A 17,635-nucleotide genomic window follows, 5' to 3' on the forward strand; every position below is an offset into this window, starting at 1 on the left:
TATCCCGTGATCTTCTCAGTTTTTTGAGTTCAGTACGTCGAGAGCAAGGTCGATCATGATGAATAAACTGAAGTCATTATTATCTTGGGTTAAATCGGGCTCTCCGTGGATCTGGCTAACGGGTGGGGCGGTGAGCATCAGTATGCTTTCTGTTCTTGGCCTAATGCTGCTGATTGGTTGGAAGGGCTTAACCTATTTTTGGCCCGCACCTTTGTACCAATGGCAAGTTGATTCCAAAGACTTATCGCTCGTGGTCGATCTTGACGAAACCGTATCAAAACAAGATGTATTGGTTGGTCAGTTATATGAACGAAAATACATCCCGATAGAGCAAGTTCCACAAGTACACGACCTCTTGTCGCCTCAAAACCTCTCGACTGGGCTAATACAGCGCTTAAGCATCAAAGTTGCCAACAGAGAACTGTACCCTGCGGACTTTGTTTCCATACTGGATGTTAACTTACGTGAGCCAACAACCCCGCTTGATTGGGTTGTGATTGAACGAAGTCGAGGTGGTTATTTCTTTGGCAAGCCGGTGGGTTTTAAAACCGCTTCTGGCACCTTTGATTCGAACATAGACCAAAAGCTCGAACAAGGCTTGGCGTTCGCTGATACATTACGTAAAGAAACGTCGCGTGTCGTGAACCAAGAAATTCGCAATATCAGCTGGCAATTGGAAAACCTGCGCTTAGAAAAGCGTAAGCTTGAACTCAATGAGTCAGTGAGTGATGAATACCTAAAAACCTATACTCAAACTAAACTGGAATTAAACCGCCAGTTAGGTGAAGCCGAAGTTAAACTTGAGCACCTTAGAACGCAGCTCAATGTCGAAAGCTTACTCGTTGAGGATATGACAGGCGAGTTAGTCGAGATTTCGCTCAGTCACATTCTGGATTATTGGTACCCAAATAATATGTCTTACCTAGAAAAGGTTGGGCATTGGGGTAAACAAGTTTGGAAGTTCTTATCAGAGAATCCGCGAGACTCAAACTCTGAAGGCGGTGTGTTTCCTGCGATCTTCGGCACCGTTTTGCTGGTTATTCTCATGTCGATTGTCGTGATGCCGCTTGGCGTGGTCGCTGCGATATATCTTCATGAATACGCAAAAAACAACGCCCTGACACGCTTGATTCGTATTGCTGTTATCAACCTAGCCGGTGTACCTTCAATCGTGTATGGCGTTTTTGGTTTAGGCTTTTTCGTTTATACCATTGGTGGCTCGATTGATACGTTGTTTTATGCAGAGCGATTACCCGCTCCGACATTTGGTACGCCGGGTCTACTTTGGTCAGCACTAACCTTAGCTGTCTTGACGCTTCCAGTGGTTATCGTAACCACCGAAGAGGGCTTAACGCGCATTCCTAGTGCAGTGAGGCACGGTTCATTAGCGCTTGGTGCGACTCAATTTGAGACGCTTTGGCGCATTGTTTTACCGATGGCAAGCCCAGCGATTATCACTGGTTTGATTTTGGCAATCGCGAGAGCTGCGGGGGAAGTTGCACCACTCATGCTGGTGGGTGTTGTGAAATTAGCATCCAGCTTGCCAGTTGATGGTCAGTTCCCGTACCTACACTTAGACAGAAAGTTCATGCATTTAGGCTTTCATATCTATGATGTTGGTTTTCAAACCTCTAATATCGAAGCGGCACGACCTTTAGTATATGCGACTTCATTTTTATTGGTTACGGTGATTGTTGGGTTGAACTTAACTGCCATCAATATCCGTAATAACTTGCGTGAAAAATACCGAACCTTAGGACAAGATTAGATGTTCTCGATTAATGAAACCTTGGGTTACCAAGCACCACTTGATGTTCACAACCTGAAGGATGAGCAAATTGCTATCTCGATTGAAGGGCTAAATCTTTACTATAAAGAGAGCCAAGCACTTGATGATATCTCGATGCAGATCCCGAAGGGGCAGGTGACGGCTTTTATCGGCCCTTCTGGCTGTGGTAAGTCGACTCTGCTGCGCTGTATTAATCGCATGAATGATCTTGTTGAAGGCTGTAAGGTTTCCGGCAAAGTGAAGCTTCATGGTAAGAACGTGTATCACCCTAAGGTTGATGTCGCGACCTTACGACGTCGTGTTGGTATGGTATTCCAGCGTCCGAACCCTTTTCCTAAATCTATCTATGAGAATGTGGTTTATGGCTTGAGGCTACAAGGCGTTAGTAACAGCCGAGACCTTGATGATGCGGTTGAGCGCTCTTTGCGTGCTGCTGCGTTATGGGATGAAGTGAAAGACCGTTTGCATGAGAATGCTTTTGGCCTATCGGGTGGTCAACAGCAGCGTTTGGTTATCGCTCGTGCGGTTGCGATTGAACCTGAAGTGCTTTTGTTAGATGAGCCGACATCGGCACTGGATCCTATTTCTACTTTGACGATTGAAGAGTTGATCAACGATCTCAAAACGCAATACACAGTGGTGATTGTTACCCACAACATGCAACAAGCTGCGCGCGTAAGTGACCATACTGCCTTTATTCATATGGGAAAACTGATCGAGTACTCAGATACGGACTCAATTTTTACGTCTCCATTGAAAAACCAGACGGAAGACTACATTACTGGTAGATATGGCTAACCTCTACAAAGGTGTCATCTAGAGCTAAGTCACTCTACAAAAATGGCTTTCTTCATTTCTTTCAAGGAGCAAGTATGCATTTCGGTCGCCACATTTCAGGGCAATTCAATGTCGAGTTAGAGTCGATCCGTACTCATGTATTGACCATGGGCGGGTTAGTGGAGCAGCAACTCTCGTTTGCAATGCAGGCGCTTCATAAAGACGATGTTGAATTGGCTAAAAAAGTGATTCGTGATGACCATAAAGTTAATGCGATGGAAGTGTCGATTGATGAGGCGTGTACTCGAATTATTGCAAAGCGTCAGCCGACAGCGAAAGATCTGCGTTTGATTATGGCGATCATCAAAACGATTACCGATCTGGAACGTATTGGCGATGTTGCTTCTAAAATTGCGCAAGGTGCTATTGAGATCCCTTCAACCAAAGAGCAGAAATTCCATGTTTCGTTAGAGCCCCTTTGCCGTCAGGCAATCACCATGCTTCACCAAGTATTAGATGCTTTTGCTCGTATGGATGTTGATGCAGCAGCAGAAGTTCACAAGCTTGATGATAAGTTGGATGCGGAGTACGAGGCCGTTATTCGTCAGTTAATGACCTATATGATGGAAGATCCTAAGAACATTCCCAATATTTTGCAGGTGATGTGGTCAGCTCGTGCGATCGAGCGAGTCGGAGACCGCTGCCAGAATATCTGCGAATACATTATTTATTTTGTGAAGGGTAAAGATGTACGTCACCTCGGCGATCAAAGCCTTGATGACGCACTAAAATAGCGTTTATCTTTAGAAGCTAATAATGGCACCAAGATTGAAATTGACCGTTGTGTCGTAAGGCACAAAGGTTTTATTGTGATCAAAAATATTCATATCAACACCAGCACGTAATCCAAGCATTGGTGTCGCTTGATAAACGTAGGCACCACCTAGGCTTATACCATGTGTTGTTTTCTCTTCTAGTTCGCCTGAGCGCGTTTTTGTACCGTCATAACTTGCCACACCAATCTCAGCCTGAAAGCCATGGATTTGGTTTCTTCCAAACATGTTTTGGATACCAACACGATACGCATCAACTGTTTCGTCATATCGATCGCTATCATACCAAAGGTGAGAATAGCTAAGATAAACGGCACCTAAATTTGCCACATCAGTAATGCCAGCTTGAACTCCGAAGCCATGATAAGAGCCAATTTTTAGTTCTGGGGATAAATGAAGAGCACTTGCTGAAACGGAAGTAGAAAGGGCTGAAAGTAAAAGCAGGGAAGTTTTTATCTTCATAAAAATACCTAAAGCAATTAGCCGTCCGTGGCTGCAATGAATTTTGATTCGAATTGTTCGAAAGGGGCTCAACTTTGATGAGGTGTTAGAACCCAGCAATTGACTGATCGTAAAAAGCCAGCTTGAACGCTGGCTTTTTCAATTTATTAGAAGCGGTAACCGACAGTCCATGAGAATGTGTCGTAATCTACGTCATCGTAGCTCGCGAATTCAAAGCGCATGTCAGTGTATAGGTGTGGTCCGAATTCAGCTCGACCACCTAGGCCAACAACGAAGCTGGTATCGTTGTATGATTCAGTCCACGTTGTATCTGAATAACCAATAGAATTATCTTCGCTTTGACGTGCTAAACCAAGGACACCGTAAGGTTTCAAAGAGAAGCCATCCAATTCAAATTTATAACCGATGTCAGCATCAACTTGGAACTTGTAACCGTCGATCTCAGCTTTTATACCTTCAACGTTTTCGTCGTCACTATTCGTTGCGTAAGAAACGTTGATACCTACGATACGGTTAAATTCATAACCATATTCAAGTTTGATACCGTTACCCCAATCAACTGTGTCATCGGTTAGCCAATCGTCTACTTGAGTTTGGTTGTAACCGATACCCACACGGTGTTGGCTGTCAAAGTTGTTTGCAAGAACTGGAACAGAAAGTAGTGAAGCTGAAATTAGGGTAATAAGTGCAATTTTCATATTAGTCTCTATCTAGGGTTAACTTAACTGCACGATCCTTCGTAGTTCAGTATCCGTTTTGATAGCTAATATTAAACAGTGTTTTATTTTTAGGCTAAGTAGTGTTTTGTATAAATCTAATAAGCATTACTTATTAACTTGTTCGTTTAACGCTTCTTTAATGACATTGCTGAGCCACATATGAAGAGGGTTATTACGATTTTTTGCATGGATATGGCTATACACTCCGACCATTTTTAAGTCGTTAGCGACATCTACATCAATAGCTCTCAGGTTGGGATAGTTGTCGATAGGAAAGAGGTTGGAATGAGGCATATACATATCAGAGTTTAGTAGGACATCAATAAGAGCCAATACCATCTCGGAACGAAACCCAATTCGATGAGGAATAGAGTAGGATTCTAATATTCGTGAAGCCTGACTGAAGTTATCGTTCCAGCCTGGTGATATTAGCGATGCAATCTCATAACCTGCTAAATCTTGTGGGGTGACAGTAGACTCTTTAATCGGGTGCTCTTTTCGTACAAATAAGCGCCCTTTAATATCAACGAGCTTCTGAACATAAATCTCTTTAGAAACGTTGGTGAGTTGATAAGCAACACCTAATAAGACATCTTCTTTTTGAATATCTTTTACAGACGACGTACTCCAGCTCGTTAATTCTAACTCACAGTTTGGGGCTTGTTGCTTGATGACTTTGTAAAGAGTCCCTGATAAACATGCGAGTACCACTGGAGACAAAGCGATTTTTATTGGGTAGTCAATTTGCTTTGGGTCAAAGGTATTTGAGGAGTTAATTGCGGTTTTCAAACCATCTAAATGAGGTGAGATTTCATTCGCTAGCTCTTCGCTAAATGCGGTGGCTTGTAAGCCACCATGTACCTTTACAAAAAGGTCATCGTTGAAGTGGTGGCGTAGCTTCTGTAAGGCCTGACTAACAGCAGGCTGTGAAACAAAGAGTCGCTCCGCAGCCTTTCTGGTGTTTTTTTCTTGATAAACAATCAGGAATGTTCGTAACAGGTTTAAATCAAGAGAGCTGAATAAGTCTTTAGCCATATCTATCCATGAAAATTTTCTGCGCTATTAAATCTAATATACGTCAGTCAGTTAGATTAGTCAGCGAGGTTCTCTGGATTTATGTTAGCGGCTATCCCCTAGGCGATGAGGGCGGCTCTCACATCAGATATCTTACTCGCATCTGTCACTGGGATCTGATAATCATCAATATCATCATTGCCCATTTGAGCACTCGAGTTGTTTTCCATTAGGCTCGGTCTTGTTGATTTACCTGAAAGATGAAGAGCAGGTACTTGGGTAGCGCTTTGAATCATTTTAGCATTCGCAGCGTTAACGCCGGACCCTGCCATGATATCAATTCGTCCATCGGCTTGTTTGACCATTGCTGCCAATACATCGATGCCTAGTTCAGCATTCACAGCAAGCCCTGATGTCAGGATTCTTTCGCATCCAAGTGAAATGATCTGCTCTAATGCTGCTTGGAAATCAGAGCTTTGATCGATGGCTCTGTGGAAGGTAATCCCAAGCTTTAACGAGTGTGCTTTTTCAGCCAGTTGCTGCATTTTTTGCATATCGATACTTCCGTTCGGCGCTAACACACCAAGTACGACCCCATCCAATCCTGCATTTGCACAAGCTTCAATATCTTCAAGCATACAGAGCATATCGTCGTTATCGAAAATGAAGTCGCCTTGTCTTGGGCGTATCATAGCGTAGACCGGAACCGACGAAACTATTGCCGCTTGTTTCATCATTCCGAAGCTTGGAGTTAATCCGCCAAGTGCCAATGAAGAGCAAAGCTCAATTCGATTCGCGCCACCAGATAGTGCGTTATGAAGAGATTCTAAGTTATCGATACAGACTTCAATTTCGGTGTTCATCTTGTTTATCCGTTCAAAAAGATACTGATGAAATAATAGCAATCTAGGTGTGATTCTGAATAGATGGGGATAAGGGAAAATAGAGGTAAAGTTTAGGTTTATCGCTACCTCAATTATTTATTACATGAGGCAGTCTAGGGTGGCGGCGAGGAGGGGTAAACAAAAAGCCCGAAGCGTTAACTTCGGGCTTTTAATAGGACTTTACTTCTTAACTGATTGGCGGTGCGCTTTGCGCTATTAGCTTATGCTTTATGTCTCTTTATAGAGAGTCTTCCAACCATTAACCCGCGTTGAGTTCGGGCTTAAGAGGTAATTACTTGCTTAGGTCGTCAGCGTGCTCAGATAGGAATGCTGCAACACCTTTTGGAGATGCGTCCATACCTGATTTACCTTCTTCCCATTGTGCAGGACAAACTTCACCGTTCTTCTCGTGGAAGTTTAGTGCATCTACCATGCGTAGCATTTCGTCGATGTTACGACCTAGTGGAAGATCGTTAACTACTTGGTGACGTACAAGACCGTCAGCGTCGATTAGGAAAGAACCACGGAAAGCAACGCCTGCTTCTGGGTGCTCAACATCGTATGCTTTGCAGATCTCGTGCTTAACGTCAGCAACTAGAGGGTATTTAACTTGACCGATACCGCCATCAGCGATAGCAGTGTTACGCCATGCGTTGTGAGAGAATTGAGAATCGATAGAAACACCGATTACTTCAACGCCTTTAGCTTGGAAATCTTCAAGACGGTTGTCGAAAGCGATTAGCTCTGAAGGACAAACGAAAGTGAAGTCTAGTGGGTAGAAGAAAACTACAGCTTTCTTACCTTTAGTGAATTCTGCGAAGTTGAAGTTATCAACGATCTCACCGTTACCTAGAACAGCTGCTGCAGTAAAGTCAGGGGCTTGACGACCTACTAGTACCATTTTGGAATCTCCTAAAAAATTAGTTGGCCCAACACATCTTTGTTTGGGCTCCGTTTCTACGGGACAAACTATAGTACAATCGGTACTATAGAAAAAAGCGAATTAAATAGATTAAGTTAATCGAAAAAAGCGATAAGCTTATTCTTTGTCCTGTCCTTAGGTCTTATGACCTTTACGTAACTTATCCTACTCATATTACAAAGTAATTTCATGAATAAATGGCCAAGTCTTAAGCAACTTCACTATCTTGTTACTCTTCACGAAACTCGTCACTTCAGTGATGCCGCAGATCGCTGTTTCGTCAGTCAATCTACGTTAAGTAAAGGTATTCAAAACCTAGAAGAACTCATCGGTTGCCCGCTTTATGAGAAGAAAGATAAAAAGAGCCCGCTGGTTTTCACGCAAGCAGGTGAGCTGGTGGTAAAGCACGGTCGAGAGCTACTAGCGAAAGGACAAGATCTGGTTGAGCTTGGAAATCTATGTAACGGGGATGCGATGCAAGGACAGCTGCGAGTCGGGTGTATTCCTACTATCGCGCCGTTCCTTTTATGTGATTTGGTACAAGAGGCCAACCAACGCTTTCCTCAGCTTAATTTATTGTTACGTGAAGATACAACGACCAACCTATTGGCTGCGCTGCGTCATGGAGACCTAGATGTACTGATTCTGGCTTTGCCTGTCGATATCGACAATATGGAAAGCCAAGTTGTTGGGCAAGACCCTTTCCGGATGGTGATCAGTCGCAATCAAGCTGATGGTATTCGCGTTCCGATTAAATACGATGACCTGCCAGACGAATCTGTATTCTTGTTGGAAAACGAGCACTGCTTAACAGAGCATGCAGTGTCGGCTTGTAAGTTAACGGATAAAGAGAAGATCAACCCGTTCACAGCGACGAGCCTTCACACATTGGTTCAAATGGTCGCGAACGGTTTAGGTACTACCTTTATTCCTCAGATGGCGATCGACCATGGTTTATTGGAAAACCAGAATCTTGTTGTGATCGACCCTCCTGGGCAACAGGCCTACCGAGATATTGGCCTTGTTTGGCGACCAAGCTCTTCGCGTCGTGAGACATTCCATCAATTAGCGGATGTGGTATCTGAGCTTCTGTAATAATCCGCTGCGACAACAATCCCTCTGAGCGGCTGAATTGGCCGCTCATCTTTATATCATTTCCGAGCGTTACTCTACTTCCGCTTCTTCTGGCTCGACTTCTTCTTGTAGCTCCAACAAATTGATCGCTATTGTGACAAAATCGCTGTCTGTAATAATGCCTACTAGTTCGTGGTTTTCTACGACAGGTAAACAGCCCACTTTATGTTTTTGCATATAGATAGCCGACTCTTTTAACCCTGCTCGCGGCTCTACCGACATAACACTTTTGTGCATGATGTCGTTAAGGGGAGTGGCGAGAGTAAAAGATTGAGCTTGTGGGATGTTTTGTAGGCTGGATTCTTGAGCGGCTAGAACGTCTCGTTGTGTGACGACACCAAGTAGCTGCCTGTCGGAATCAACGACCGGAATATGGCGGATATCAAGCGCTTCCATCATGTGCTTAGCATCGGCCAGTGAGTGTGAGCGCAATAGGGTATGAGGGTTGCGAGTCATCATATCTTCAACCTTGATCATACGAACCTCCTTCTTTTTTATTTGTTGCTATTACTATAGTTTTTTATCCAAAAAATAACTGAGATCTGACGCATTCTTGGGTGAGTTTTATGCAACTAATTCTTTAGCTTGAGGAGGTGAATCAGTCGCATTATTTTACGCCTCTTTACAATAATCCAGTGCTGTAAACCTTGCTATTGCGGCTCGTGTGCCTATACTAGCCCACTGCGAAATTTTTAGTCGTGTTTGCGATGTGTTTCTGGTAACGATTGACTTACCGTAACGATTATCCAGCAACTACGATTTATGATTCGTCAACGGCACAAATCTCATCAACTAAGACAAGACTAGACACATGCAAGTTTCAGATTTTCACTTTGACCTACCAGATGAACTCATTGCTCGCTACCCTCAAGAGGAGCGTACAGCAAGCCGCCTACTTAAATTAGATGGCAACAGCGGTAACCTAGCTGATGGTTCGTTTAAAGACGTTTTAGACTTGGTTGAGCCAGGCGATCTTGTTGTTTTCAATAATACTCGAGTGATTCCAGCTCGTGTATTTGGTCGCAAGGCTTCAGGCGGTAAGCTTGAAGTTCTGGTTGAACGTATGCTTGATGAGAAAAGCATTCTTGCGCATGTTCGTTGTTCTAAATCACCGAAGCCGGGTACCAAGTTGTTCCTTGGTGAGAACGATGAATATGAAGCTGAAATGGTGGCGCGTCATGATGCGTTATTCGAAATCCATTTCACATCCGATCAAAGCGTTTTAGAGATTCTTAACAGTGTGGGTCACATGCCACTGCCTCCTTACATCGATCGTCCTGATGAAGATGCAGATAAAGAGCGCTACCAGACTGTCTATAATGAAAAGCCGGGTGCGGTTGCAGCGCCAACAGCAGGCCTTCACTTTGATGACAAGCTAATGGCTGACATGAAAGAAAAAGGTGTTGAGTTTGCTTACGTGACGCTTCACGTTGGTGCTGGTACGTTCCAGCCAGTAAAAGTTGATAATATTAACGATCACCACATGCATGCTGAGTACGTTGAAGTACCGCAAGAAGTGGTTGACGCCGTAGCTGCAGCAAAAGCTCGTGGCGGCCGTATTATTGCTGTTGGTACAACATCAGTTCGCTCACTAGAAAGTGCAGCGCAAGATGCAGTGAAGAAAGGCACCGAACTCGTTCCTTTCTTTGGTGATACAGAAATCTTCATCTTCCCTGGCTATGAATACCAGTTGGTGGATTGCTTGATTACCAATTTTCACTTGCCAGAATCAACGCTGATTATGTTGGTGAGTGCATTTGCTGGCTACGACAATGTGATGGGCGCATACGATCACGCCGTGAAGAGCGAATACCGTTTCTTCAGCTACGGCGATGCTATGTTCATCAATAAGAAAACGAGCTAAGTTAAGCTGGTTTAAGCGATACAAAAATTTACGGGTGCTAGCAGTAAGCTAGGAGTCGGGCAGGGTGTCTGTCTAATCTCTCGCAAGGAATACGCGACCGCTCCTCATAGAACCCACTAGACTGAACTTTTGTTTGGCCTAAGGTTCTGAATTAACAGTCAGATTGTTTCTCTGGCATATTGGAGGCTTCGTGAAATTAAAATACGAACTTAAAAAAACTAATAGCGGCGCACGTCGTGGTCAACTTCAGTTTGAACGCGGTACCGTTGAAACCCCAGCATTCATGCCTGTAGGTACTTACGGTACTGTTAAAGGTATGACACCTGAAGAAGTAAAAGACACAGGTGCTGAAATCCTATTAGGTAACACATTCCACCTATGGCTACGTCCTGGCCAAGAAATCATGAAAATGCACGGTGACCTGCACGATTTCATGAACTGGCACGGTCCTATCCTAACTGATTCAGGCGGCTTCCAAGTATTCAGCCTAGGTGCAATGCGTAAAATCACTGAAGAGGGTGTTCATTTCCGTAACCCTGTAAACGGTGACAAGATCTTCATGGACGCTGAGAAGTCTATGGAAATCCAAAAAGATTTAGGTTCAGACATTGTAATGATCTTCGATGAGTGTACGCCTTACCCTGCGACACACAAAGAAGCAAAAGACTCAATGGAGATGTCTCTTCGTTGGGCTGAGCGTTCACGTAACCACTTCGACAAACTTGAAAACCCGAACTCACTGTTCGGTATCGTTCAAGGTGGCGTGTACGAAGACCTTCGTGATGTATCCGTTAAAGGCCTAACTGAAATTGGTTTTGACGGTTACGCAGTAGGCGGCCTAGCAGTAGGCGAACCAAAAGAAGATATGCACCGCATTCTTGAGCACACATGTCCTCAACTGCCGGAAGATAAGCCACGTTACCTAATGGGCGTAGGCAAACCTGAAGACTTGGTTGAAGGTGTTCGTCGCGGTATCGACATGTTTGACTGTGTAATGCCAACGCGAAATGCACGTAACGGCCACCTGTTTGTGACTGAAGGTGTGATCAAGATCCGTAATGCGAAGCATAAAACCGATACAACACCACTAGATTCAGAGTGTGACTGTTACACTTGTAAGAACTACAGCAAGTCGTACTTACACCATTTGGATCGTTGTAACGAAATCCTAGGTGCTCGACTGAACACGATTCATAACCTGCGTTTCTACCAACGAGTAATGTCAGACATTCGTCAGTCTATCGATGAAGACCGCTTTGAAGAGTTCGTTGCAGAGTTCTACGCAAGAATGGGGCGTGAAGTGCCACCACTAGGTAAAGAATCTTAGTATTTCTTTTTTGCGAGCCCTATCTCTCTTCCGAGTGATGGGGCTTGAAAATAAAGGGATGCGACCCAATTAGACAAACAATTACGAAAATATAATAGAGGATGTTTTAAATGTTTATTTCTCAAGCTCACGCAGCAGCAGAAGGTGCACCAGCAGGCGGCGGTTTCGAAATGCTTATCATGCTAGGTATGTTCGCTGTGATCTTCTACTTCATGATCTACCGTCCACAAGCTAAGCGTGTTAAAGAGCACAAGAACCTTATGTCTTCTATGGGCAAAGGCGATGAAGTTCTTACAAGCGGCGGCCTAATTGGCAAGATCACTAAGATTGCTGAAGACAGCGACTACGTTGCTATCGAACTGAACGCAAACAACGAAGTAGTTATCAAGAAAGACTTCGTTACAGCAGTGCTACCAAAAGGTACTCTGAAATCTCTATAAACAGCTAGAGGATCCTCGCTGTGCTAAACCGTTACCCGTTATGGAAGTATTTGATGGTGGTGTTTGCCATCGCTATCGCTGCGTTGTACGCACTTCCAAATATATACGGTGAAGATCCGGCAGTTCAAGTTACAGGGGCGCGCGGCGCCTCTGTAGATATGTCTACGCTGGATGCTGTCACCAATGCTCTTGAAGCAGAAAACCTTTCTACTAAATCCGTTGCTCTCGAAGACGGTTCCATTCTTGTTCGCTTTAACGACACAGATACGCAAATTAGTGCCCGTGATATCATCACAGAAGCACTAGGCGATGACGTTATCGTTGCTTTAAACCTAGCGGCTTCAACTCCTAATTGGCTTGAATCTATTGGTGCTGCACCAATGAAACTTGGTCTTGACCTACGTGGTGGTGTTCACTTCTTAATGGAAGTGGATATGGACGCTGCGATGCAAAAGCTGGTTGGCCAACAAGAAGAAGCATTCCGTAGTGAACTTCGTGAAGAGAAAATCCGTTACCGTGCGATTCGACCATCTGGCAAAGATGCGGTTGAGGTGATTCTGCGTAACGAAGAGCAGCTTGCTGAAGCGAAATCGCTACTGCAATCTAAGCACCAAGATATGACATTTGTAGATTCTGAATCTAACGGTCGTTTCTCTTTGGTTGCAAGCTTTACAGAGGCTCGTCTTCAAGAAATCCGTAACTACGCGGTAGAGCAAAACATTACCATTCTACGTAACCGTGTAAACGAACTTGGTGTTGCTGAGCCTTTGGTTCAACGTCAAGGTTCTAGTCGTATCGTAGTGGAATTGCCTGGTGTTCAAGACACGGCTCGCGCTAAAGAAATCCTTGGTGCGACTGCGACGCTTGAGTTCCGTGAAGTGGATAGCAGTGCTGACTTAGCCGCTGCTGCTTCTGGTCGTGCCCCTGCGGGTAGCGAAATCAAGCAAGATCGTGATGGTCGTCCTGTGGTACTTAAGAAGCGCGTTATTCTAGGCGGTTCAAGTATTACTGATGCAAGCTCAAGTGTTGATGAATATGGTCGTCCTCAAGTTAACATCTCGCTAGACAGCGAAGGTGGCAGCAAGATGTCAGCGTTCTCTCGTCAGAATATCGGTAAGCTAATGGCAACGGTATTTGCAGAGTACAAAGACAGTGGTCGTAAAACACCGGAAGGTCGAGTTATCTTAAGTAAGCACGAAGAAGTGATTAACCAAGCGACGATTCAATCTGCGCTAGGCCGTAACTTCCGTATTACTGGTATTGACTCAACGGCTGAAGCTCATAACTTGGCACTTCTACTGCGTGCTGGTGCGTTGATTGCGCCTATCTCGATTGTAGAAGAACGTACCATTGGTCCATCTATGGGTCAGCAAAACATCGATATGGGTATCATGGCGATGGTTTGGGGTATGGCTGCTGTAATGCTGTTTACGCTGCTTTACTACCGTAGCTTTGGTCTGATTGCGAACGTTGCGTTAATGGCTAACTTGGTGTTGATTATCGGTGTTATGTCGATGATTCCGGGGGCTACCATGACCCTGCCAGGTATTGCCGGTATCGTATTAACGGTCGGTATGGCGGTTGATGCGAACGTTCTGATCTTTGAGCGGATACGTGAAGAGCTTCGAGATGGACGTAGTCCACAACAAGCTATTCACCAAGGTTACGCTAACGCATTCAGCACAATCGCCGATGCCAACATCACCACACTACTAACAGCAATCATTCTATTTGCTGTGGGTACTGGTGCTATCAAAGGCTTCGCGGTGACGCTGTCTATCGGTATCTTGACTTCAATGTTTACAGCTATTGTCGGAACACGTTGTATCGTGAACCTGATGTATGGCGGCAAACGCGTTAAAAAACTGTCGATCTAAGGCTAGGAATTAATATGTTTCAGATTCTAAAAGCAGACAAAATGATCGACTTTATGCGTTGGTCAAAGGTTGCCTTTGTTTTTTCTATCTTGATGATTGGTACTGCTATCTTCACCCTAACAACGAAATCGTTGAACTGGGGTCTAGATTTTACTGGCGGTACTCTGATTGAAGTTGGTTTTGAACAACCGGCACACCTTCCTGATATTCGTAGCGCACTAGAAGCAGAAGGCTTTGGTGATGCAACGGTACAGAACTTCGGTTCAGCTCGTGATGTGATGGTTCGTTTACGTCCACGTGATGGCGTAGCGGGCGAAACGCTTGGTAACCAAATCCTTTCTGCTATTGAGAATGGTACTGGTGAGCAAGTTGAAATGCGTCGTATCGAGTTCGTTGGTCCTAACGTGGGTGACGAATTAACAGAAGCGGGCGGCCTTGCTATCCTTGTTTCTCTTATCTGTATCTTGATCTACGTATCAGTGCGATTCGAATGGCGTTTGGCTGCGGGTGCGGTATTAGCGTTGGCGCACGACGTTATTATTACACTTGGTGTGTTCTCTCTAATGCAAATTGAGGTAGACCTTACCATCGTAGCAGCCTTGCTAACGGTCGTCGGTTACTCCCTCAACGATACCATTGTTGTATTCGACCGTATTCGTGAGAATTTCCGTAAGATGCGTAAGGGTGAAGCACCTGAAGTACTGAACAGCTCAATCACACAAACATTGAGCCGTACATTGATCACTTCTGGTACCACGTTATTCGTAGTTATCGCACTGTTCGTTCAGGGCGGCGCTATGATTCACGGCTTCGCGACTGCACTTCTACTGGGTATTACGGTTGGTACTTACTCTTCTATCTACGTTGCATCAGCACTAGCTATGAAGTTGGGTATTACGCGTGAACACCTAATGCCACCACAAGTGGACAAAGAAGGTGAAGAGTTTGACGAGATGCCTTAGGCTTTGGCTTAATACGTTTCGCTAAACCAAAAAAAACCGCTAGGCAACTAGCGGTTTTTTTACGTCTGTATTCTAGGGAAGCTCAATACAATTTAGCGTTGAAGTATGTTGAACTTCATTTCACTAAGAGACATCGTATCTCGTATCTCGTATCTCGTATCTCGTATCTCGTATCTCTGAGCTCAAATCGCAGATACAAAAAAGCCTCGCTATATAGCGAGGCTTTGGAATTTCTATGCGCCCTTGTAACAGGGAGCGTTAACGTAAGGCCTGAATTACTTCAGCATACCTTCGTTAGCGTTCTCACGAACGTGCTTAAGAATAGACTTAACACCACGTGCGCTTGAAGCAACAACATTACCAGAAGTCATGTAATCAGTACCGCCAGCAAAGTCAGTCATGATAGCACCAGCTTCACGAGCGATTAGATCGCCAGCTGCTAGATCCCATGGCTTAAGGCCAAGCTCTAGGTAACCATCAACACGGCCAGCTGCTAGGTAACATAGGTCAAGAGCAGGAGAACCTGTACGACGGAAATCAGCACAGTCGATGAATAGACCAGAAATGATCTTCATGAAAGATTCAGAGTGTTGTTTTTGCTTGAATGGGAAACCAGTCGCTAGAACAGTACCTTGAAGGTCTTTTAGTTGAGTAACACGCATACGAGCGTTGTTAAGTTGAGCGCCAGCGCCACGTTGAGCTGTGAATAGCTCGTTTAGCATTGGGTCATAAACACAAGCAACTTCTGTACGACCGTTCATGCGAACAGCGATAGATACAGAGAAGTGAGGGAAACCTTTTACAAAGTTGTTGGTGCCATCTAGTGGGTCAACGATCCATTGTACATCAGAGTCTTTACCTTCAGTCAGGCCTTTCTCTTCAGAAATAATGCTGTGCTCTGGGTAAGATGCTTTGATTGTCTCAATGATCATGTACTCAGCTTCTTGAGCAATGTTAGTAACGTAATCGTTGTTACCTTTTAGAGACGATTCGATCTTATCAGTTGTTTCTAGAGATTTAGCAATATGGTTGCCAGCTTTACGCGCAGCGCGTATCGCAATGTTTAGCATTGGATGCATATGGTTTTTCCCACAAGATGTTAAAGAACAATTTAAAGCGGCGGCGAGTATACCAAAGTTTTACCAAAAGGGAAGTGGTTATTTTTTGAACTCTTGGTTTCACATTACGCGAAGGGTCTGACCATTTTACTTTGCTATGTGTTAATATCTCGCGATTATTTTTAAAGTGGTGTCATATAGCATGTTAGACAATGTAAAAGTCGTTCTGGTTGGTACGTCTCATTCGGGAAATATCGGATCAGCAGCTCGCGCAATGAAAGTGATGGGTTTGAATCAATTAGTTCTTGTAGACCCTCAATGTGAAGTTGACGAGCAGACCTTAGCACTGGCTGCGGGTGCAGGTGACATCGCAGAAAACGCGACCATCGTTTCTACACTGGACGAAGCCGTAAAAGACTGTGGTTTAGTGGTTGGTTCGAGCGCACGTTCACGTACGCTTGAATGGCCAATGCTTGAGCCTCGTGAGTGTGGACAAAAGTTTGCAATTGAAGGTCAAAAGCACCCAGTTGCATTAGTGTTCGGCCGTGAACGTACTGGCTTGACTAACGATGAGCTTCAGAAGTGCCACTTCCATGTATGTATCCCAGCTAACCCTGAATACAGCTCGCTAAACCTAGCAATGGCAGTGCAGACTCTGAGCTACGAAGTGCGTGTCGCTCACCTTGATATGGTCGCTAGCCAATATCAGCCACAGCAACAAGATGAATACCCTCGTCACGAAGAACTAGAAATGTTCTACGAGCACCTTGAAAAAGTGATCATTGATACCCAATTTATCTCTAAGGATAAGCCGGGCCAGGTGATGAATAAGCTACGTCGTCTGTTCAGCCGAGCTCGTCCAGAGCTGCAAGAGATCAACACTCTACGCGGCATTTTGACTTCAATTGAGAAGAGCAAAAACGACAAATAAAGCCCATACAAACCTTAAGGGTGAATACCTGACTAAAATAGTCAACTAAATACTTGACCAATTTAGTCGGGTATGGGAAGATTCCAACCACATAAACAATGTGGATACGGTGTGATATGAAACTTACATCTAAAGGAAGATATGCGGTAACAGCTATGCTAGATGTAGCACTGCATTCGCAAAAAAGCCCAGTTCCTCTGGCTGATATTTCAGAGCGACAAGGCATCTCGTTATCTTACTTAGAACAGCTATTTTCTAAGTTACGTAAAGCTGGCTTAGTTGCTAGTGTTCGTGGTCCTGGCGGTGGTTACCGTTTAGGTGCTGAAGCGAGCGACATCGCTGTCGGAACTGTAATTGCTGCAGTAGACGAATCAGTCGATGCAACTAAGTGTCACGGTCGAGCAGATTGCCAAGGTGGTAGTCGTTGTTTAACTCACACTTTATGGCGTGATTTAAGCTCCCGAATCAGCAGCTTCTTAAACGACATTACGCTCGGTGAGCTAATGAAAGATAACGAAGTTTTAGAGATTTCTGATCGTCAAGATATCGATCTTGCGGTTAATAATGGTTTTGCACATAAAAATACGAGCACTACAACGATTAGTGCAGCACCTCACGGTGTTAATGCCCGCTCTTAGCGGT

18 protein-coding genes are annotated in these 17,635 nt (G+C 44.5%); 11 read left to right on the forward strand and 7 right to left on the reverse strand.

Annotated features, from left to right (window positions below):
- Positions 1-58: 58 nt before the first annotated feature.
- The 3 genes from pstA (at position 59) to phoU (ending at position 3,360) form a co-directional block, all read left to right on the forward strand.
- Complete coding sequence (pstA, locus tag MSG38_RS20170) at positions 59-1,768, forward strand: phosphate ABC transporter permease PstA (RefSeq protein WP_017062529.1); 1,710 nt, start codon at positions 59-61, stop codon at positions 1,766-1,768.
- Positions 1,769-2,587 carry a phosphate ABC transporter ATP-binding protein PstB gene (gene pstB, locus MSG38_RS20175; RefSeq protein ID WP_009848269.1) on the forward strand — a complete coding sequence of 273 codons (819 nt, stop codon included), beginning with the start codon at positions 1,769-1,771 and terminating at the stop codon, positions 2,585-2,587. It begins immediately after the preceding gene.
- 74 nt (positions 2,588-2,661) lie between these two features.
- Positions 2,662-3,360, forward strand: a complete 699-nt coding sequence (gene phoU / locus MSG38_RS20180) for a phosphate signaling complex protein PhoU (protein ID WP_009848270.1) — start codon at positions 2,662-2,664, stop codon at positions 3,358-3,360.
- A gap of 9 nt (positions 3,361-3,369) precedes the next feature.
- On the opposite strand, the gene MSG38_RS20185 is transcribed toward phoU, so the two are convergent.
- From MSG38_RS20185 to MSG38_RS20205, 5 genes are all read right to left on the reverse strand, one after another.
- Positions 3,370-3,861 (reverse strand): hypothetical protein, encoded by a 492-nt coding sequence (locus tag MSG38_RS20185; protein WP_086971772.1) that lies wholly within the window; start codon positions 3,859-3,861, stop codon positions 3,370-3,372.
- A gap of 146 nt (positions 3,862-4,007) precedes the next feature.
- The gene (locus MSG38_RS20190) at positions 4,008-4,559 is read right to left on the reverse strand and encodes a porin family protein (protein ID WP_086971774.1); all 552 of its coding nucleotides are present in this window, start codon (positions 4,557-4,559) and stop codon (positions 4,008-4,010) included.
- 126 nt (positions 4,560-4,685) lie between these two features.
- Complete coding sequence (locus MSG38_RS20195) at positions 4,686-5,615, reverse strand: LysR family transcriptional regulator (RefSeq protein WP_086971776.1); 930 nt, start codon at positions 5,613-5,615, stop codon at positions 4,686-4,688.
- Between the two features lie 98 nt (positions 5,616-5,713).
- Positions 5,714-6,457, reverse strand: a complete 744-nt coding sequence (locus MSG38_RS20200) for a copper homeostasis protein CutC (RefSeq protein WP_248402474.1) — start codon at positions 6,455-6,457, stop codon at positions 5,714-5,716.
- 313 nt (positions 6,458-6,770) lie between these two features.
- Positions 6,771-7,379, reverse strand: a complete 609-nt coding sequence (locus tag MSG38_RS20205) for a peroxiredoxin C (protein ID WP_004740353.1) — start codon at positions 7,377-7,379, stop codon at positions 6,771-6,773.
- Positions 7,380-7,589: 210 nt separating this feature from the next.
- On the opposite strand from MSG38_RS20205, the gene MSG38_RS20210 reads away from it, so the two are divergent.
- Positions 7,590-8,495, forward strand: coding sequence for a hydrogen peroxide-inducible genes activator (locus MSG38_RS20210; protein WP_017062525.1), 906 nt, complete (start codon positions 7,590-7,592; stop codon positions 8,493-8,495).
- A 69-nt stretch (positions 8,496-8,564) separates the two neighbouring features.
- Here the strand turns inward: MSG38_RS20210 and MSG38_RS20215 are convergent, their stop codons facing one another.
- Positions 8,565-9,011 (reverse strand): CBS domain-containing protein, encoded by a 447-nt coding sequence (locus tag MSG38_RS20215; RefSeq protein WP_017062524.1) that lies wholly within the window; start codon positions 9,009-9,011, stop codon positions 8,565-8,567.
- 334 nt (positions 9,012-9,345) lie between these two features.
- Between MSG38_RS20215 and queA the strand changes: the two genes are divergently transcribed.
- From queA to secF, 5 genes are all read left to right on the forward strand, one after another.
- Entirely contained in the window at positions 9,346-10,398 is a 1,053-nt protein-coding gene (gene queA / locus MSG38_RS20220; RefSeq protein WP_048613454.1) for a tRNA preQ1(34) S-adenosylmethionine ribosyltransferase-isomerase QueA, read from the forward strand.
- Between the two features lie 190 nt (positions 10,399-10,588).
- Complete coding sequence (gene tgt / locus MSG38_RS20225) at positions 10,589-11,725, forward strand: tRNA guanosine(34) transglycosylase Tgt (RefSeq protein WP_017056177.1); 1,137 nt, start codon at positions 10,589-10,591, stop codon at positions 11,723-11,725.
- Positions 11,726-11,835: 110 nt separating this feature from the next.
- Positions 11,836-12,165, forward strand: coding sequence for a preprotein translocase subunit YajC (gene yajC / locus MSG38_RS20230; RefSeq protein WP_010440492.1), 330 nt, complete (start codon positions 11,836-11,838; stop codon positions 12,163-12,165).
- A 20-nt stretch (positions 12,166-12,185) separates the two neighbouring features.
- On the forward strand, positions 12,186-14,042 hold the full coding sequence (gene secD / locus MSG38_RS20235; RefSeq protein WP_082154832.1) for a protein translocase subunit SecD: 1,857 nt from the start codon (positions 12,186-12,188) through the stop codon (positions 14,040-14,042).
- A 14-nt stretch (positions 14,043-14,056) separates the two neighbouring features.
- Entirely contained in the window at positions 14,057-15,004 is a 948-nt protein-coding gene (gene secF, locus MSG38_RS20240) for a protein translocase subunit SecF (RefSeq protein ID WP_017062837.1), read from the forward strand.
- Between the two features lie 275 nt (positions 15,005-15,279).
- Here secF and suhB read toward each other — a convergent pair whose 3' ends face one another.
- The gene (gene suhB, locus MSG38_RS20245; RefSeq protein WP_017062836.1) at positions 15,280-16,083 is read right to left on the reverse strand and encodes an inositol-1-monophosphatase; all 804 of its coding nucleotides are present in this window, start codon (positions 16,081-16,083) and stop codon (positions 15,280-15,282) included.
- Positions 16,084-16,264: 181 nt separating this feature from the next.
- Here suhB and trmJ point away from each other — a divergent pair, with 181 nt between their 5' ends.
- Positions 16,265-16,993 (forward strand): tRNA (cytosine(32)/uridine(32)-2'-O)-methyltransferase TrmJ, encoded by a 729-nt coding sequence (trmJ, locus tag MSG38_RS20250; RefSeq protein ID WP_050651452.1) that lies wholly within the window; start codon positions 16,265-16,267, stop codon positions 16,991-16,993.
- A gap of 116 nt (positions 16,994-17,109) precedes the next feature.
- Positions 17,110-17,631, forward strand: a complete 522-nt coding sequence (iscR, locus tag MSG38_RS20255; protein WP_010440512.1) for a Fe-S cluster assembly transcriptional regulator IscR — start codon at positions 17,110-17,112, stop codon at positions 17,629-17,631.
- The last annotated feature ends 4 nt before the right edge of the window (positions 17,632-17,635 follow it).

The organism is Vibrio sp. 1CM24A (assembly GCF_023161725.1).
Taxonomy (GTDB): domain Bacteria; phylum Pseudomonadota; class Gammaproteobacteria; order Enterobacterales; family Vibrionaceae; genus Vibrio; species Vibrio coralliirubri.

Excerpts from the sequence above, each read along its gene's own strand:
- pstA (WP_017062529.1), top strand. The coding sequence starts at position 59 with ATGAATAAACTGAAGTCATTATTATCTTGGGTTAAATCGGGCTCTCCG.
- pstB (WP_009848269.1), top strand. The coding sequence starts at position 1,769 with ATGTTCTCGATTAATGAAACCTTGGGTTACCAAGCACCACTTGATGTT.
- phoU (WP_009848270.1), top strand. The coding sequence starts at position 2,662 with ATGCATTTCGGTCGCCACATTTCAGGGCAATTCAATGTCGAGTTAGAG.
- MSG38_RS20185 (WP_086971772.1), bottom strand. The coding sequence starts at position 3,861 with ATGAAGATAAAAACTTCCCTGCTTTTACTTTCAGCCCTTTCTACTTCC.
- MSG38_RS20190 (WP_086971774.1), bottom strand. The coding sequence starts at position 4,559 with ATGAAAATTGCACTTATTACCCTAATTTCAGCTTCACTACTTTCTGTT.
- MSG38_RS20195 (WP_086971776.1), bottom strand. The coding sequence starts at position 5,615 with ATGGCTAAAGACTTATTCAGCTCTCTTGATTTAAACCTGTTACGAACA.
- MSG38_RS20200 (WP_248402474.1), bottom strand. The coding sequence starts at position 6,457 with ATGAACACCGAAATTGAAGTCTGTATCGATAACTTAGAATCTCTTCAT.
- MSG38_RS20205 (WP_004740353.1), bottom strand. The coding sequence starts at position 7,379 with ATGGTACTAGTAGGTCGTCAAGCCCCTGACTTTACTGCAGCAGCTGTT.
- MSG38_RS20210 (WP_017062525.1), top strand. The coding sequence starts at position 7,590 with ATGAATAAATGGCCAAGTCTTAAGCAACTTCACTATCTTGTTACTCTT.
- MSG38_RS20215 (WP_017062524.1), bottom strand. The coding sequence starts at position 9,011 with ATGATCAAGGTTGAAGATATGATGACTCGCAACCCTCATACCCTATTG.
- queA (WP_048613454.1), top strand. The coding sequence starts at position 9,346 with ATGCAAGTTTCAGATTTTCACTTTGACCTACCAGATGAACTCATTGCT.
- yajC (WP_010440492.1), top strand. The coding sequence starts at position 11,836 with ATGTTTATTTCTCAAGCTCACGCAGCAGCAGAAGGTGCACCAGCAGGC.
- secF (WP_017062837.1), top strand. The coding sequence starts at position 14,057 with ATGTTTCAGATTCTAAAAGCAGACAAAATGATCGACTTTATGCGTTGG.
- suhB (WP_017062836.1), bottom strand. The coding sequence starts at position 16,083 with ATGCATCCAATGCTAAACATTGCGATACGCGCTGCGCGTAAAGCTGGC.
- trmJ (WP_050651452.1), top strand. The coding sequence starts at position 16,265 with ATGTTAGACAATGTAAAAGTCGTTCTGGTTGGTACGTCTCATTCGGGA.
- iscR (WP_010440512.1), top strand. The coding sequence starts at position 17,110 with ATGAAACTTACATCTAAAGGAAGATATGCGGTAACAGCTATGCTAGAT.